Origin of the sequence: Paenibacillus allorhizoplanae (assembly GCF_927798215.1) — a bacterium.
Taxonomy (GTDB): domain Bacteria; phylum Bacillota; class Bacilli; order Paenibacillales; family NBRC-103111; genus Paenibacillus_E; species Paenibacillus_E allorhizoplanae.
In genome coordinates this window covers 441,216-458,748 of record NZ_CAKMMW010000003.1, presented here as the reverse complement: position 1 = coordinate 458,748, position 17,533 = coordinate 441,216, and the positions used below count along the sequence as shown (strand labels likewise).

The 17,533-nt window shown below is 44.8% G+C and carries 15 protein-coding genes; 12 read left to right on the top strand and 3 right to left on the bottom strand.

Translation table 11 applies throughout. The annotated features are described in order from the left end of the window. Positions 1-241 precede the first annotated feature (241 nt). The 6 genes from L6I86_RS08135 to L6I86_RS08110 all read left to right on the top strand — a co-directional run bounded on the left by L6I86_RS08135 (position 242) and on the right by L6I86_RS08110 (position 5,359). Complete coding sequence (locus tag L6I86_RS08135) at positions 242-430, top strand: hypothetical protein (protein WP_028554922.1); 189 nt, start codon at positions 242-244, stop codon at positions 428-430. Positions 431-496: 66 nt separating this feature from the next. Then, positions 497-1,363 carry an acetyl-CoA carboxylase, carboxyltransferase subunit beta gene (accD, locus tag L6I86_RS08130; protein ID WP_056624064.1) on the top strand — a complete coding sequence of 289 codons (867 nt, stop codon included), beginning with the start codon at positions 497-499 and terminating at the stop codon, positions 1,361-1,363. Beyond that, entirely contained in the window at positions 1,353-2,333 is a 981-nt protein-coding gene (locus L6I86_RS08125) for an acetyl-CoA carboxylase carboxyltransferase subunit alpha (protein ID WP_056624060.1), read from the top strand. The genes accD and L6I86_RS08125 overlap by 11 nt, the downstream gene beginning before the upstream one ends. Further along, on the top strand, positions 2,326-4,080 hold the full coding sequence (pyk, locus tag L6I86_RS08120; protein WP_236286061.1) for a pyruvate kinase: 1,755 nt from the start codon (positions 2,326-2,328) through the stop codon (positions 4,078-4,080). Before L6I86_RS08125 ends, pyk begins: the two co-directional genes overlap by 8 nt. Before the next feature lie 435 nt (positions 4,081-4,515). Further along, positions 4,516-4,959, top strand: a complete 444-nt coding sequence (locus L6I86_RS08115; RefSeq protein ID WP_236286059.1) for an acyl-CoA thioesterase — start codon at positions 4,516-4,518, stop codon at positions 4,957-4,959. Between the two features lie 4 nt (positions 4,960-4,963). Further along, positions 4,964-5,359: an FxsA family protein gene (locus L6I86_RS08110; RefSeq protein ID WP_236286057.1), complete on the top strand. Its 396-nt coding sequence runs from the start codon at positions 4,964-4,966 to the stop codon at positions 5,357-5,359. A 32-nt stretch (positions 5,360-5,391) separates the two neighbouring features. Here the strand turns inward: L6I86_RS08110 and ytvI are convergent, their stop codons facing one another. Next, positions 5,392-6,528, bottom strand: a complete 1,137-nt coding sequence (ytvI, locus tag L6I86_RS08105; protein ID WP_236286055.1) for a sporulation integral membrane protein YtvI — start codon at positions 6,526-6,528, stop codon at positions 5,392-5,394. A 186-nt stretch (positions 6,529-6,714) separates the two neighbouring features. On the opposite strand from ytvI, the gene L6I86_RS08100 reads away from it, so the two are divergent. Beyond that, positions 6,715-8,856, top strand: a complete 2,142-nt coding sequence (locus tag L6I86_RS08100; RefSeq protein ID WP_236286051.1) for an RNA degradosome polyphosphate kinase — start codon at positions 6,715-6,717, stop codon at positions 8,854-8,856. Here the strand turns inward: L6I86_RS08100 and L6I86_RS08095 are convergent. After that, on the bottom strand, positions 8,822-10,363 hold the full coding sequence (locus L6I86_RS08095) for a Ppx/GppA phosphatase family protein (protein WP_236286049.1): 1,542 nt from the start codon (positions 10,361-10,363) through the stop codon (positions 8,822-8,824). The genes L6I86_RS08100 and L6I86_RS08095 overlap by 35 nt on opposite strands. A 299-nt stretch (positions 10,364-10,662) precedes the next feature. Between L6I86_RS08095 and citZ the strand changes: the two genes are divergently transcribed. From citZ to L6I86_RS08070, 5 genes are all read left to right on the top strand, one after another. Beyond that, complete coding sequence (gene citZ / locus L6I86_RS08090) at positions 10,663-11,775, top strand: citrate synthase (RefSeq protein ID WP_056624039.1); 1,113 nt, start codon at positions 10,663-10,665, stop codon at positions 11,773-11,775. Positions 11,776-11,932: 157 nt separating this feature from the next. Then, positions 11,933-13,231 (top strand): NADP-dependent isocitrate dehydrogenase, encoded by a 1,299-nt coding sequence (gene icd / locus L6I86_RS08085; RefSeq protein ID WP_236286047.1) that lies wholly within the window; start codon positions 11,933-11,935, stop codon positions 13,229-13,231. A 51-nt stretch (positions 13,232-13,282) separates the two neighbouring features. After that, positions 13,283-14,224, top strand: a complete 942-nt coding sequence (gene mdh / locus L6I86_RS08080; RefSeq protein ID WP_236286046.1) for a malate dehydrogenase — start codon at positions 13,283-13,285, stop codon at positions 14,222-14,224. A 176-nt stretch (positions 14,225-14,400) separates the two neighbouring features. Continuing rightward, complete coding sequence (locus L6I86_RS08075; protein ID WP_236286043.1) at positions 14,401-15,975, top strand: DNA-binding protein; 1,575 nt, start codon at positions 14,401-14,403, stop codon at positions 15,973-15,975. A gap of 270 nt (positions 15,976-16,245) precedes the next feature. Then, positions 16,246-16,686, top strand: coding sequence for a hypothetical protein (locus L6I86_RS08070; RefSeq protein ID WP_236286042.1), 441 nt, complete (start codon positions 16,246-16,248; stop codon positions 16,684-16,686). Positions 16,687-16,841: 155 nt separating this feature from the next. Here L6I86_RS08070 and yfbR read toward each other — a convergent pair whose 3' ends face one another. Continuing rightward, entirely contained in the window at positions 16,842-17,438 is a 597-nt protein-coding gene (gene yfbR / locus L6I86_RS08065) for a 5'-deoxynucleotidase (RefSeq protein ID WP_056624026.1), read from the bottom strand. Positions 17,439-17,533 lie beyond the last annotated feature (95 nt).

Genomic DNA, 17,533 nt, shown 5'->3' with positions numbered 1-17,533 from the left:
TTTACATATAGAAATGATATGTTTCACGCGTTAAATCTGCTATATTTCTAGATAAACGCTCACGTCCAAAGTGGACTGTGTAGTCGTTTATTTTCGTTTCATCGATGTGCTCTGTTGCGGGCAAAAGTGGAATTATGCTATCATTATTGCATTGTGTGTTCCTATGCGTATAAAGGATGTTATTATCGTCATTGCTTAGTTGCCTTAGTGGTTGTAGTTGCACGTCATAGGAGGTTTATTCATGTGGACGGTGATCTATATAGCTCCTACTGCGAAAATTGCAGAGCGGATTAAACAGAGACTGACGGAAGAAGGTTTTCTAGTTCAGGTACGAGGCATCTCTTTATCCAAAAACCAGTTTGAAATTGTTGTTCCCGAAGGGGAGCTAGAAGAAGTACAAGAAGTGCTCAATTCTATTTTACATAGATAGATAAAGTAGAACTAAGAAACGTGGCTTGTCAGGGAATATAGATCATAGCCAAGTAGAGGTGGAAATGTGCTAAAGGATTTATTTCAAAAGCGAAAATATGCAACGATTCCTTCCGAGAGAACGAAAAGGGATATTCCTGAGGGTTTAATGAATAAATGTCCGAAGTGTGGCACGATTCAAACAAGCAAAGAGCTTGAGAAGAATCTAAAAGTGTGTACGTCTTGCGGTTATCATTATCGTTTAAGCGCATCTGAACGAATCCAACTTACGCTCGATGAAGGTCAATTTGTAGAATTTGATGCGGATATGATCTCCGAAGATCCATTGCAGTTTCCTGATTATGTCGAGAAATTGGACAAAGCCAAGAACGCTACGAAACTTCAAGATGCGATTATGACGGGTCAAGGAACAATTGGCGGATTTCCGGTTATCGTTGCGGCGATGAGCTTTGATTTTATGGGAGGCTCGCTAGGTTCCGTTGTCGGTGAAAAAATGACGAGAGCCGTCGAAATTGCGATTGAGAAAAAGCTTCCGATTCTCATTTATTCCACATCTGGTGGCGCACGTATGCAAGAAAGTATTCTTAGCCTTATGCAAATGGCCAAAACGAGTGCAGCATTGTCCAAGCTCAGCGAGGATGGCGGATTATTCATATCTATTATTACCGATCCGACATTCGGCGGGGTTTCGGCGAGCTTTGCGATGCTTGGCGATATTATTATTGCAGAACCGGCTGCTTCGTTTGGTTTTACGGGCCGCCGTGTTATCGAGCAAACGATTAAGCAGAAGCTTCCGGATAATTTCCAAACATCTGAATTCAATCTCGAGCATGGTCAGCTCGACAAGGTCGTCTGCCGCAAGGATATGAGACCGACGTTAATTAAGCTGCTCGACATGCATGGAACGAAGGAGGAGGCGACTTATGGCGGGTGAAATGCCGTTTGAACAGCCACTGGCGGAACTAAAAAGCAAAATTGCGGAGCTGCGTAAATTTGGGGCAGAAAAGCAAATCGACTTTTCAGAGGAAATTCGCCGTTTGGAAGAAAGATATGCGCAATTAGAGGATGAACTGTATACAACGATGACGTCTGCGGAGAAAATGCAATTAGCACGTCATCCGCAAAGACCGACGACGATCGATTATATTAACACAATTTTTACGGATTTCATTGAGTTTCATGGTGATCGCTTATATGGTGATGATCTAGCTATCGTTGGTGGACTGGCGAAACTGAACGGGGTACCCGTGACGGTTGTTGGTCACCAAAAAGGGAAAGATACGAAGGACAATATCGCGCGTAATTTCGGATGTCCGCACCCTGAAGGGTTCCGTAAAGCGCTGCGTTTGATGCGTCAAGCTAACAAATTTAAGCGTCCCATTGTGACATTTATTGATACCAAAGGGGCATTCCCTGGGAATGCTGCGGAAGAACGCGGTCAAGGAGAAGCGATTGCCAGAAATCTACTGGAAATGGCCTCTTTTCGTGTGCCGATCATTTGTATCGTTATCGGAGAGGGCGGCAGTGGCGGCGCTCTTGCATTAGGTTTAGGTAATAAGGTGTTAATGTTGGAGAACGCGATCTATTCGGTTATTAGTCCCGAAGGCGCGGCTTCGATTCTTTATAAAGATGCTTCTAAAGCATTACACGCGGCAGAAGCTATGAAAATTACGGCTGATCACATCCTTGAACTCGGTGTCATCGATGGAATCATACCGGAGCCCAAGGGCGGCGCTCACCGGGATTTACCAACACAAGCCGAACATATTAAATCAGCGATCTGGGAACAGCTTCAGCAACTGCTAAGTTTGAACGAACAGGAGCTGCTCGAGGACCGTTACCGGAAATTTAGAGATATCGGTCGGTTCACATTCACTCAGGAGGGTAACAGTAACCATGCGTAAAACCAAAATTGTCTGTACGATTGGACCAGCAAGCGAATCACAAGAAAATCTTAAAAAGCTTCTAGAAGCGGGCATGAACGTAGCTCGTCTTAACTTCTCCCACGGAGATTTTGAAGAGCACGGTGCACGTATCCGCAACCTTCGCGCTGCATCCGCCGAGACTGGTAAAGTAGCTGCTATTTTGCTTGATACCAAAGGACCGGAAATCCGTACAGGTAAGCTAAAAGAAGAGCCAATTGAGCTTGTTCAGGACAAGCATATTATTTTGACAACCGAAGAAATTCTTGGGGATACAGACCGTATTTCAGTTACGTATTCGGATCTGCCGCGTGACGTTAAAGTCGGATCAACGATTCTGATCGATGATGGTTTAATCGGTCTTACGGTTGTTGATATTCGTGGAACTGAGATCGAATGCCGTATCGTCAATGGCGGAACGATCAAGAGTAAAAAAGGTGTTAACGTACCAGGTGTGAAAATCAGCCTTCCAGGTATCACAGAAAAAGATGCGAATGATATCGTGTTCGGTATCGAACAAGGTGTAGATTTCATCGCAGCTTCTTTCGTGCGTAAAGCAAGTGATGTCATGGAAATTCGTGAATTGTTGGAGCGTCACAACGCTTCGCATATCCAAATCATCTCCAAAATCGAAAACCAAGAAGGCGTTGACAACCTTGACGAAATTCTTGAAGTTTCCGACGGTTTGATGGTTGCTCGTGGAGATCTTGGCGTTGAAATTCCTGCTGAAGACGTACCAGTTGTTCAAAAACAAATGATCAAAAAATGTAACATCGTTGGTAAACCGGTTATTACGGCTACAATGATGCTCGATTCCATGCAACGTAACCCGCGTCCTACACGTGCGGAAGCAAGTGACGTAGCGAATGCGGTATTCGACGGAACAGATGCGGTGATGTTGTCCGGTGAGACAGCAGCTGGGAAATACCCAGTTGAATCCGTTGAAACGATGGCTCGTATTGCTGAGCGTGCAGAAGCGGCTTTGGAATATAAAGAGATTTTCCTTCGTCAAGCACAAGCGCAACAAGTAACTGTAACAGAAGCGATCTCGCAAGCAGTAGCAAACTCCGCATTAGAGCTAGGTGCGAAAGCGATTCTAACGGCAACAGAAAGTGGTTACACAGCGCGTATGGTATCCAAATACCGTCCAAAATCCCCAATTATCGCTGTTACACCAAGCGAGCAAGTGATTCGTCGTTTATCCCTTGTTTGGGGTGTTATTCCGGTGTTGGGTACACAAGCGAAAACAACAGATGAGCTATTCAATCTAGCGGTAGACAGCTCCATCAAAACAGGAATCGTTTCCCTTGGCGATATCGTTGTCATCACAGCAGGCGTGCCAGTAGGCCGCTCTGGAACAACGAACCTAATCAAGGTTCATCACGTTGGTGAGATGATTGCCAAAGGGACAGGCATCGGGATGCAAACGGCTACGGGTACGGTTGTAACGGCGCGCACACCTGAAGAAGCTAACGCCAAAATGGTAGACGGCGCTGTGCTTGTAACAGTTTCAACAGATAAAGAGTACATGCCGGCTGTTCAACGAGCCTCTGCTTTGATTACCGAAGTGGGCGGCATCACGTCTCACGCGGCAGTCGTTGCACTAAGCCTTGGGATTCCAGTCATCGTAGGTGTAGAAAATGCCGTTGAATTAATTAAAGACGGTACAGAAGTTTCCATTTACCCAGAAGTAGGCGTTATCTACTCAGGTCAAGCGAGCGTTCTGTAAGAAAAGAGATAATGAAGAGTGAAGCGAGAGTATTCTTGCTTCACTCTTTTTTGCGTTGTTTTGATTCTACTAAACATGATTTAGGAATTTTCATGCCTCATCTACTCTAAACTAACCTCGAACTTTTAAACTTTGAACCCATTGGACTTTTCCAATGGGAAGCCATTATAAATGGCCAAAAAAGGGATTTGAATGGATAAATCCAATCAAATATCAGAAAAAGGGCATATTCAGACCAAGATAGGGCTCATCCAATGGATAAATCCAATGTTTAGCTTAAAAGAGAGGGCTAAAATAGAGTATTTAATGTATTTATCCAATGACACGAACTGAAAAAGGAATAACAGAACCCAAACGCGCCTCACAGCAGCATTTAAGACTCACATGCTACCTATGTTATAATGGATTTACAAAGTCATAGCGGGAGGATGTATCATGACTCAGCAACGGTGGCACCAACAACAGCTGCGTGTGCGTTATCAAGAGACGGATCAAATGGGGGTTGTGTACCATGCCAATTATTTGACTTGGTTCGAAATCGGCCGTACAGAGCTTATACGATCCCTAGGTTATCCCTATCGCAAAATAGAGGAAATGGGACTCTTGCTTCCCGTTACAGAAGCGGATCTCAAGTTCAAAAAACCAGCGCGATACGATGATCTCGTGGGTATCTATACATGCGTATCACAAATAAGCAGCGTTCGGATGCAATTTGCGTATGAAATTCGGAGAATAAACGACGATTTCACCGAAGAAATATTGGTGACAGGAACATCTGGTCATGTTTGGGTGAATCCTTCTTGGAGGCCAGTACGTATAGAAAAGGAAGCGCCAGAATTGTGGCAGCTTATTGCGAAGTATACTGAAGACGGAGGCTAAACCTATGTTTCGATGGATTATCGCTATTTTTATTCTCGTTCCTGCCGTAGAAATTACTATGTTAATCATGCTTGGACATCTAGTCGGAGGTTGGATGACCTTCCTGTTAATCATAGCGAGCGGTTTCTTAGGTGCTTACTTTGCGAAGCGCGAGGGGCGCAAGGTGATGGAATATGCGAAGTTCGAGTGGTCGCAGGGTCAGCTGCCAGCGCAGCAAATCCTTGATGGTATCTGTATTTTCCTTGGAGGAATTTTGCTCATTACACCTGGGTTCATTACGGATATTCTAGGTTTCCTGCTCGTCTTTCCTTACACAAGACCGATTTTCAAAGTATTACTGCTGGCCATCATTCGCAAGCAAATTGGCAAAGGCAATATGCACATCATCAATCGCAGATAAGTAACGAGTAAACGAAAGGCTCGGTCATCCTCCTATTCAGGAGGTGCCGAGCCTTTGTGTATGTAAGCTGCTATATCATGGAAGATTCTTGCCCGATAGAAGGCGGTTATTAGGATAAGGGAGACAGGTCCGACGATGAGTCCCAGCAGCCCGAAAAGTTTTAACCCTACAAACATCGCAATAAGCGTAGCAAGTGGATCCAGCCCGACTGAGGAGGCTAATACCTTGGGCTCCATGATTTGCCGCGCGATCACAATAACGCCATACAGGACACTGAGTCCAATACCAAGCACGATATTACCTTGAGCGAAGAAAACATAGAGGATCCATGGTACCATCACGGCACCTGTTCCCAGATACGGCATCAGGTCTGCTAAACCGGTTAATAAGCCGATGGTAATCGCATAATCAACACGGAGAATAAGCAAACCGATGATCACGACGAGTGCAGTAAGTGAAACGAGAATCAACTGAGCTCTCATATAGCCGAACAAGGCTTTCTGTAGATCCGTTCGGATCAATTTAGTCGTTTTAACAATCATGTCAGAGAAGATGCCCTTATAGCGTTTGATGAGCCCGTACCAGTCTTTACTGATGAAAAAAGTGGCCAACATGACGATGATCGTGATCGTCGCTATATTAGGTAGAGATGTCAGGAAAGCTTTGAGTGCGGCAAAAGTATAGGTGATGACCAATTTACTAACGTCGGCAATAGAGCCGGCAGTCGAGGAGAGATTGGTGTTAACTGTCTCCTGATATTTTGGATTATTTTCAAAAAACTCATTCACACGTTCAATCCATTGCTGGAAAGTGACTGAATTAATGAACACATTGAATTCCTCGACCCATCGGTTGATTTGAAGTTGAATCGTATCCGCAAGGGAGCCAAGTTCCACGACAATATTAGCTACAAGCAAAGTAATAATCGTAACCATCGCACCTAAAAATAAGAGCATGGATAACGAGACAGACAGCCACCTTGGCAGCTTTAATTTGAATTGAAAGAAATTAACTAGCGGGTTGAGCATAAGTGCGATAATCCAACCAAAAATAAATGGGTAAATGAGTGGAACGATATAGTAAAAGGCAATGGCTGCTAAGAAGAGAATTATGGCCACCCATATGCCTCTGAAAATTTGGTGAACCAGTCGCGGATTTAGGATACCCATGGTAGGAATCACTCCTTGTTTCAAGTCATTTATATTGTAACATGAACATGGATAAATACGGAAATATCATGATCTTTACAAAATCTTAATATATTGAAATACAGGGTATTGGATTGTCGCCCCACTAAGCCGCATAGTACAATGGAGATATTAGGTCACTAAAAATGGAAAAATACTGGAGGATTTATGAGTATTGCGCGCGAACCAGAACTAAAGGACGTTAAAGAACTCAAAGAAGTCAAAGAAGTCAAAGAGATTTCAACCAAGTACTTAAATCGTGATTTGAGCTGGATCGAGTTCAATTGGCGTGTGCTTGAGGAAGCGCAGGATGCGAGTACACCATTGCTAGAGCGTGTGAAATTTCTGTCGATCGTATCGAGCAACCTCGATGAATTCATGAGTGTTCGTGTCGCAGGACTCAAGGATCAGATTAAGGCTGGCTATACCAAAAAGGATTTCACCGGCTACACACCGGCAGGCCTCATTAAACGCATTATGAAGCGCACGGCGAAAATGGTGACAGAGCAGTACAAGACATATCGAGAAGTGACGCGGCTTTTGACGAAGGAAGGCATTGTATTTACCGAGTATGAGGATCTAAACACGTCTCAGAAAAAGGCCATGGATGCCTACTATCATGACATTATATTTCCTGTATTGACGCCGATGGCAGTCGATCAAAGCCGTCCTTTTCCACTTGTACATAATCAGTCGTTATATTTGGCCGTTTTACTTGTACGCGAAGGCGAAGATTTGGATGAGGAGCCTTATTTTGCAATCGTCCAAATTCCTAGTAATTTAGCTCGCTGCATACCTGTTCCTACCCGTTCCAATAGTAAAAAGACAGAATTTATTCTGCTTGAGGAACTGATTGAGCATCACATTCAATCGCTATTCAGCGGGTATACACCGATTTCTGTGCATGGGTTCCGTGTCACGCGTAATGCGGATCTAACGCTTAATGAAGAAGGCGCGGAGGATTTACTGGAAGAGATCGAAAAGGAGCTTAGACGCAGACGTTGGGGCTCACCCGTGAGGTTAGAGGTACAAGAGGGGATTCATCCTTATGCGTTAGCACAATTACAGGATGAATTTGAGATCGAGGAACAAATATTTGAGATCGATGGCCCTTTGGATATCACCTATTTTATGAAGCTTGCCAACACATTGAATGGGTTCGATAATCTACGTTATCCACGCATTGTTGCCAAATATCCTATTGAGTTTGAAGACACAGCAGATTCGGCGGACTTTTTTAATATTCTCAAAATGAAAGATGTCCTCGTTCACCATCCGTATGAGACGTTTGATGCAGTGACGGACTTTATCGTTCATGCCGCTTATGATCCTCACGTATTGGCCATCAAAATGACCTTATACAGGGCGAGTGGTAAATCGCCGATTATTCAGGCATTGGCTAGAGCGGCAGAATCCGGTAAACAAGTGACGGTAGTTGTCGAACTGAAGGCAAGGTTCGATGAAGAGCGGAATATAGCCTGGGCGAGAATGCTGGAGAAATCGGGCTGCCACGTCGTTTACGGACTAGTAGGACTCAAAACGCATGCCAAAATCACACTTGTCGTTCGTCAGGAAGAACATACGCTTCGACGTTATGTTCATGTTGGAACAGGTAACTATAATGACAGTACGGCGCGGCTCTATACAGATGTAGGCTTGTTCACGTCCAACAGTGTGATTGGAGAAGATGCTTCTGCGCTTTTCAACGAAATTACGGGCTATTCTGCCCCTCACGATTGGCAATCCTTTGCTGTCGCGCCAACGGACTTGAAAGATAAGTTATTTGAGCTCATCGCACGTGAATCGGAGCATGCTAAAGCCGGTCGTCCAGCTCGAATTATTGCGAAAATGAACTCCCTATCGAATCAAGAAATGGTGGATGCGTTATACGCAGCGTCACAAGCTGGTGTGAAGATCGAACTCATCATTCGAGGTGTCTGCTGCTTGAGGCCAGGTGTGCCTGGTCTAAGTGAGAATATTACCGTTCGGAGTATTGTAGACCGATTCCTGGAACATTCACGGATTTACTATTTCGAAAATGGGGGATATGTCGATGTCTATCTATCTTCAGCAGATTGGATGACGCGTAATTTAACTCGGCGAATTGAGTTGATGTGCCCGGTTTTGGACCGAGATATGAAGAAAATGATGATTCAAATTCTAAACGTGACACTCCATGATAATGTCAAAGCGCGAGAGCTGATGCCCAATGGCATGTATACGCGCATAAAAAATGAACTGACCCCTTATCGGAGCCAGTTCGAGGCGATGCGGATTACTTCATGGAAAAAACTTCGGTTTGAATCTTAAGCTTAATACCCCAGATTTTATCGAAATCTTTGGTGAATGCGTTAAGCTCCTTGAGTTCCAAATAAGGGTTATGCGCACAAAGCAGATTAAGATTCATGGAAGTATCATTGCGCTGGATCCTGATGGCTGCAAGAATGGGTTGTGTCTCGCTGGCATCCATAGCCATGGCAAGCTTAAGGATCGTACCAAGCTTAATGATTAAGGTAACATCGGATTCCAGTAATAGGTCCTTGTATACAAGTGCCTGCTGCTGGGTCCGATTTTTTGTTTTGAATGTTGCGATCAGAGAGGCAATGACAATCTCACGATGACTGAGGCCGTCAATATGCGCTTCTTGAATCATGTATTCGGTGTGCTTCAAGTATTGGTAGTAATGGACACTCACACCAATTCGGTACAAAAGAGCAGCTGTGTGCAGCATCAACCTGCCGCGTGCTTCCAGATCTGTCGATGGCGCCAGCGCGTCGTACAGTTGCATAGCAAAGGTATCAATATGCCGGACATGCGTGGTAGCTGCATTTGGGTGAAGTGCCAATATATTCTGAATGCTGGCTTCCAATACGTCAGCTTTCACGGGTTGCTTCGGATTATAGGTTTCAAAGAAAAGTCCGTCACGTAAACCAGATCCGCTGATGAGACAAGATGAGGATTTCGCGGCTTCGAAGATCGTCTCTAGAATAAGCAGGCCAGGTACCATGATATCAGCTCGTTCTTTGGCGAGGCCATCGATTTTCTTCCGTTTCTCAATAGTTATTGTGGATAACTGCAATGAAAATTCCTGCACCTCACCTGGCTTCATGACATAATTGTGAGCCAGCTGAAGCGGGTAATTATTTCGCTTGCGGCTCATTTTACCAAGTGTACGGATCGTCCCGCCTAGTCCGATCATTGGAAGATTAGGGGATTGCATAATCCATGGTTGAGAAGCTAACGCTTCGTTCACCATCTTGCGAATATCGCTGATTTCGGAATCTGTTAGATTAGCGCCCTTCATAAATTGACGAGTGGTATTCACGGCTCCAAAAGGAAAAGAGACACTTTGAACTAACTTCCGATCCTTTACTAAAGATACCTCCGTGCTTCCGCCACCGATATCAATAATCATGCCATTGCGGATATCCATGGAGTTAATGACGCCTAAATAACCATAGCGAGCCTCCTCAAAGCCGCTCAGAACCTCAATCGTGAGCCCTGTTTGTTCCTCGAGAATGCGTACGATTTCTGATGTGTTGGCAGCGTTCCGAACTGCAGCAGTAGCAACGGCTCGAACAGTTGTAACAAATTGAGACTGGCATAACCTGGCATAGTGGGTTAAGATAGGAACGATTGAAATAATATCTTTGTTATGTAAGATGCCATCAGGACCCATGCGTTCGCTAAGTCTTGCGGAATCTTTATGCTCACTTACAACGCGATAAGCTCCATGGGCATTTATTTCATAAATGACAAGTCGGATGGAGTTGGATCCGATATCGATGATGCCAATCCTAGTTGCAAGGTTGCTCATTATGTCGCTCCTTTTTAACTCAATTCACGGATTCATTCCTTACATTGTATCAATCTCGCACAAGGTCTACAAATTTTTCCGCGAACACTGCATAATTCGAGGAAATTAACAAAAACTTGTATCGTGTGTTTAGAACCTGTGTACGAAAAATGGTGTGAAAATTCCGCCAAAAAGAATTTCTATGGTAGTGATAATTTACTTCTATGACCTCTTTTGTTCACTTACCAAGTAAAATACTTTATTATTAAGAGTAGAAAACAGCAATATTATGCTAATAGAGTAGCTAAGGAGAGATTCCCATGTCTGCAACCAAAGGTTTAGAAGGAATTGTAGCCACAACCTCGTCGATCAGCTCCATTGTAGATGGTGTGCTTACGTATCGCGGGATTGATATTGATGACCTCGCAGAAAATGCGACTTTTGAAGAAGTTATTTACTTACTTTGGTTCGGTAAATTGCCTACTCAAGCTGAACTTGAGAAATTGCAAAGCGACCTGAACGCATACAGCAAAGTACCAGACGCGGTAATTGATCTTATTCGTGCCTTCCCGAAAGATGTGAATTCCATGGCTGCACTTCGTACAGCAGTGTCTGCACTTGCCCTGTATGATGCCGAAGCAAATGATTCAAGTTCGGAATCCAATGTGCGTAAAGCCATCAAATTGCAAGCGCAAATCCCTGCTATTATCGCGGCGTTCGCACGTATTCGTGAAGGCAAAGAGCCAGTAGCTTCCCCAGGATATTCTTCTGTAGCTGCTAACTTCTTGTTCCAACTGACGGGTAACGAGCCGGATAAAGTTGCAATCGAAGCTTTGGACAAAGCATTAGTACTTCATGCTGACCACGAGTTGAATGCATCCACATTCGCTGCGCGCGTAACTGTAGCAACATTGACAGATATCTACTCAGGTATTACTTCCGCAATCGGCACACTCAAAGGACCTCTTCACGGTGGTGCTAACGAAGCGGTAATGGTTATGCTGGAAGAGATCGGTACTGTTGAGAACGTTGTTCCTTACATTAACGGTAAATTAGAGCGCAAGGACAAAATCATGGGCTTTGGTCACCGCGTATACAAAAACGGCGATCCACGTGCAAAGCACTTGCAAAAAATGTCCTATGAGCTTGGTAAATTGACGGGCAACCTGAAATGGTACGAAATGTCCATTAAAGCAGACGAGTTGGTAACAGGTCTTAAAGGTTTGAAACCGAACGTTGACTTCTACTCGGCATCCGTATACACAACGCTAGAAATTCCACGTGACTTGTTCACGCCGATCTTCGCGATCAGCCGTACATCCGGTTGGGCAGCTCATATTCTTGAGCAGTACGAGAACAACCGCTTGATCCGTCCTCGCGCTGAGTACACAGGTCCAGTTAACCAAAAATATATCCCAATTGGCCAACGCTAATTGTTCATGCATTAAGCTCAAGGTGCGGGCAGTTCGGTACCCATCCCTAGGTCATCTGGGGGAGTACTGCGACTCCCGTCACTTTTTGTGTGCCTAGTTATGCACAACATATAGAAAAGAAATCATTTTCATACAAATTTGAGGAGGAACTATTATCATGCCACAATTCGAAGCTTACGAACTTCCAACAGAAGGACAAAAAATCACGATCGAAAACGGTGTACTTCAAGTCCCTAACAATCCAATTATCCCTTTTATCGAGGGTGACGGTACAGGTCCTGACATCTGGGCAGCTTCCGTACGCGTTCTAGATGCTGCAGTAGAGAAAGCATACAAAGGCGAAAAGAAAATCGCTTGGTACGAAGTATACGCTGGTGAGAAAGCATTCAACAAATTTAACAGCTGGTTGCCTAACGATACGTTAACAGCTATGAAAGAATACATCGTTTCCATCAAAGGACCTCTAACTACACCAATCGGTGGCGGTATCCGTTCCCTGAACGTGGCACTTCGTCAAGAGCTTGATCTTTACGTATGTTCCCGTCCAGTTCGTTACTTCGATGGCGTACCATCCCCAGTTAAACGCCCTGAGTTGGTTGACATGGTTATTTTCCGTGAAAACACAGAAGATATCTACGCAGGTATCGAGTGGGAAGCTGGATCTGAAGCAGTTAAGAAAGTAATCTCCTTCTTGCAAAACGAAATGGGTGTTAACAAAATCCGTTTCCCTGAAACTTCAGGTATCGGTGTTAAACCAGTATCCTCCGAAGGTACAGAGCGTTTGGTTCGCGCAGCTATCGAGTACGCAATCAAACATGGCCGCAAAACATTAACATTGGTTCACAAAGGTAACATCATGAAATTCACAGAAGGCGCGTTCAAAAACTGGGGTTATGAGTTGGCTGAGCGTGAATATGCTGATAAAACATTTACATGGGCACAATACGATCGTATTAAAGAAGCAGAAGGCGCAGAAGCTGCAAACAAAGCACAAAAAGATGCAGAAGCTGCTGGCAAAATTATCGTAAAAGATGCTATCGCTGACATCGCGCTTCAACAAGTATTGACACGTCCAACTGATTTCGACGTAATCGCTACATTGAACTTGAACGGTGACTACCTGTCTGATGCACTTGCTGCACAAGTTGGTGGTATCGGTATCGCTCCAGGAGCTAACATCAACTACTTGACTGGTCATGCAATCTTCGAAGCAACTCACGGTACAGCTCCTAAATACGCTGGTCTTGATGTTGTTAACCCAGGTTCCGTAATCCTTTCCGGCGTTATGTTGCTTGAGCACCTTGGTTGGTTGGAAGCAGCTGAGCTGATCTACAAAGGCTTGGAAACATCCATCAACAACAAAACTGTTACTTATGACTTCGCACGTTTGATGGAAGGCGCGAAAGAAATTAAGTGCTCCGAGTTCGCGAACGAAATCATCAAAAACATGGCTTAATTCATACCTATCGTTGAGTTAGACAAAAGATTATGAGGAGGTACATTTTAAATGGCTATTCGTCGTAATAAAATTACCGTTGTTGGCGCGGGTTTCACAGGTGCTACTACTGCTCTAATGCTAGCTCAAAAAGAACTTGGTGACGTTGTTTTACTCGATATTCCGCAATTAGAAAACCCTACAAAGGGGAAAGCACTTGACATGCTTGAGGCAGGTCCAGTGCAAGGCTTTGACGCTCAAATCACAGGTACATCCAGTTATGCGGATGCAGCTGGTTCTGACATTGTCATCATCACGGCAGGGATTGCTCGGAAACCAGGGATGAGCCGCGACGATCTTGTTAACACAAATGCGGGTATCGTGAAATCCGTATGTGAGAACGTGAAGGAAGTTGCTCCTGATTCCATCGTGATTATTTTGAGTAACCCTGTTGATGCGATGACTTACGTCGCTTACCAGGCGCTAGGTTTCCCGAAAAATCGCGTTATCGGTCAATCCGGTGTACTTGATACAGCCCGTTATCTGACGTTTATCTCGCAAGAGTTGAACGTATCCGTTGAGGATGTGAAGGGGGTTGTTATCGGTGGACATGGCGATGACATGGTACCACTCGTGCGTTACACATACGCTGGCGGGGTGCCTATTGAGAAGCTGATCGCAGCTGATCGCATCGAAGCCATCGTTCAACGTACACGTACTGGCGGCGGCGAAATCGTTAACCTGCTTGGTAACGGTAGTGCATACTACGCACCAGCGGCTTCTCTTGTGCAAATGACGGAAGCCATCCTGAAAGATAAGAAGCGAATCATTCCAACAATCGCGCTGCTTGAAGGCGAGTACGGCTATAACAACCTGTTCATGGGTGTTCTCACAGTTCTGGGTGCTAACGGCATCGAGAAAATTATGGACATCGAATTGACAGACGCTGAACGATCTGCATTGGACAAAACAGCTGAATCTGTACGTAACGTCATTAAAGTAGTGGCAGGTTAATAAATGAGAGGCCAGTCTCCTAGGTTTTAGGGGGCTGGCCTTTTTTTGTAATGATGCACAAAAAGTTGTTGTTTTTGTAAATTAATTTCCAGAATCTATCCCATGAGCATGGCCTATGATACGATATGTATAGCCAAATTACATTGGTTAATTATTCCATAGGATGGTGGGAATTAATGTTGAGAAGAAGTTGGTTTAGCAAGAAAGGCTTGCGAAGATTGTGGGTTACCGCGGCAATATTTAGTACATTGGTAAGCGTCGTACCGCAAGCATGGGCGGAAGGACCAAATGATCCAGCACCATCGATTACACCTGCATCCCCTAATGGAAAAAAGGTCTTGTTTGATAATACCCATGGTCAAACTGCAGGAGCGGCAGATTGGGTAATCGATGGGGCTTTCTCTGATTTCGCAAATGCGTTAGGAAACGCCGGTTACTATGTGAAGGAATTACGTAAAAGCACAGCAATTACACTTTCGGACTTATCTGCTTATGATGTATTCGTTATAGGGGAAGCTAATATTCCATATAAAACCACAGAACAAAGCGCTATGCTGCAGTACGTGCAAGCAGGCGGTAGCATTTTCTTCATTGGCGATCATTACAATGCAGATCGGAATAAGAACCGCTGGGACGCTTCAGAGGTATTCAATGGCTATCGCCGAGGGGCTTGGACGAATCCTGCCTTAGGGATGAGTACCGCAGAGGCAACTTCGGCAGCGATGTCAGGAGTAGCAAGCTCAGACTGGTTATCGACGAACTTCGGTGTACGTTTCCGATACAATGCGCTAGGTGATATCACGGCGAATAATATGGTGAGCGGTGCGCAGGGGTTTGGCATAACAAGCGGAGTTTCCACCGTGGCTATGCACGCAGGTTCTACCTTAGCGATTACCGACCCTAACAAAGCAAAAGGTATCGTGTATTTGCCGGCGACAACGACGAAATGGGCGAGTGCTGTGGATCAAGGCGTATACAATGGCGGAGGCGTAGCGGAAGGACCGTATGTGGCCGTTTCCAAAGTCAGCGCTGGTAAAGCGGGCTTTATTGGTGATTCATCGCCTGTTGAGGATGCAACACCGAAATATAAGCGAGAGGAAACAGGCGATACGAAAACGACATATGCCGGTTTTCAGGAGCAGAATGACGCAACCTTGCTCGTCAATATGGTCAATTGGTTAGCTACCAAAGAGAGCTACACGAGTTTGACGCAGGTGTCAGGATTGACTTTAGACACGGCGACCACGCTATTCACATGGGAACAGCCGGCTAACACGACGGAGCCGCAAGCGGAGCCATGGGCAGCACCAGCAGCAGGGTATAAGTGGTATGATCCAACGACATTTAAAGTAGGATCGTATGGAGTTGCTTCGTCTACGAATACAACAGACCCCTTTGCTTTCGTTCATCAAGCTCAGCTGCCGAATCATTACGTATTCCAAGTAAAGATTATTATGAACGGGTTAGCTGCGAATTCGACAACCACTGGTTATAATCTAGGGATTTACAATGGTTCTGGAACGCAAGTGGCGAAGGTACAGAATAGTGATGGCTCATGGCCAGCTGCCTATGGATATAGCACGAGCTTCTCGATGACAGCGAATGCTAGCGGGCACGCAGAGAAGATTGTCAGTGTCCAAATCAATACGACCGCATCTGGAGCAGCGAGCATGCGGATTAGACAGAATACAACGAATAAATTCACGGAAGCTGTGACGATTGCAAATGTAGCAGCAGAGCCGTTGCCTTAAGCCCATAAGATTAAACGAAGGTAGAACAACGCCAGCTTCCTGTACGGAAGCCTCCGGATGAATGGACAATAGAGGATCGAAAGGTCATTCTATGTCACTGTTCGAAGGCTTCCGCAGGGAGAGTAGGGGTTGTTTTCTACTTATTTAGTCACAGTTTTATGGAGATATGGTGAATTTGTAAGAATTTTGACATCGCTTTCTTGTTACCCACATTCCGATTCTGTATACTAAAAGAGAACGATTCTAATTAAAATTGCGGAGGTCGACTTAATGCCAGAATCAGTGCAACATGTAATGCTTTTTTTACACGTAATTAGTGCTTTATTGCTTGGATCTTATGTTGTTTTCCCTTTCATTGTAGGACGAGCTGCTAGCTTATCCGGCGCAGGACAAGAAAGCTTCATGGGATTACTATCTACGCTTAACCGAATTGGTCAGTTTTCATTGATTGTTACCTTCATCTCTGGAGGAGCAATGGTTAGCGAAGGTAGTTTCTCTGGTTTATGGATGGCACTCGCTATCATTTTACTCGTAATTGTGGGGGCAGTTACAGGAATGATCGGTGGCCGCATCAAGAAATTGAGAGCGAACAGTGCAGCAGGTAAAAGTACAGCAGCTGATGCTGCGAAAATTAAAACATTCAGCTGGATCGCTGCTATCGCGGTTATCTTAGCTATTGTGATTATGACAAATCCCCAAATTTTGGCGTAGTCGATAAAGATACAAAAAGAACCTCTTATATCGCATGGAACATGCGGTGTAAGGGGTTCTTTGTTGATGATATTTGCTGAATAATTATTTAGCGAATGAGGTGAATTAGGTGAATATAGCTGGAGGTTTCCAGTTATTCGAGTATGAAACTGAAATTAGCTCGGGTCCGCGATATCCAACGTGATCTCATCCAACGTTTTCTCGAAGGAGGCACTCATATGCTCCAAGAAGTAATCGACTTCCGGCATGTTCATCTTTTTCAAGCTGTCGAGCACTTGCTGCTTAGCAACAACAAACTCGCGGTTGCCGGTAGAAAGCTCTGTTAAGCATTTGATATAGGCTTCGATTAGATCAGCGGCCTTTACCCAACGGTAGAGCTCAGGGTCAGGATCTTGAATGAGGCCACGATAGATGTTGCTGAGCGCTGGTGGGATTGTGCCTATCAGCCGTTCTACGGCGACGTCTTCAATCTCGCGGAAATTCCGCAGAATTTGCTCGTTGTTGTGTTTCACGGGCTGAGGGATGTCACCCGTCAGCACCTCGGAGGCATCGTGGAACAATGCGATAGAGACGACGCGGTCGGTCGGGACATTCCCACCGTAGACTTCGTTGGAGATGGTGCACAGCATGTGCGCGATCGAAGCTACGTAGAAGGAATGCTCGGCTACGTTCTCGCGGCGCATGTTCCACATGAGACTCCAGCGGTCAATATATTTGAGACGATATAAGTAAGCGAAAAAGTGATGATTCATAAGTGAATAATTTCCTCCTGAAAACGGACCGCAAACATTCCGCAATTTATGGTACCTAACAGGTATATCACTTCGCCAATTTGAAGTCAACAAAT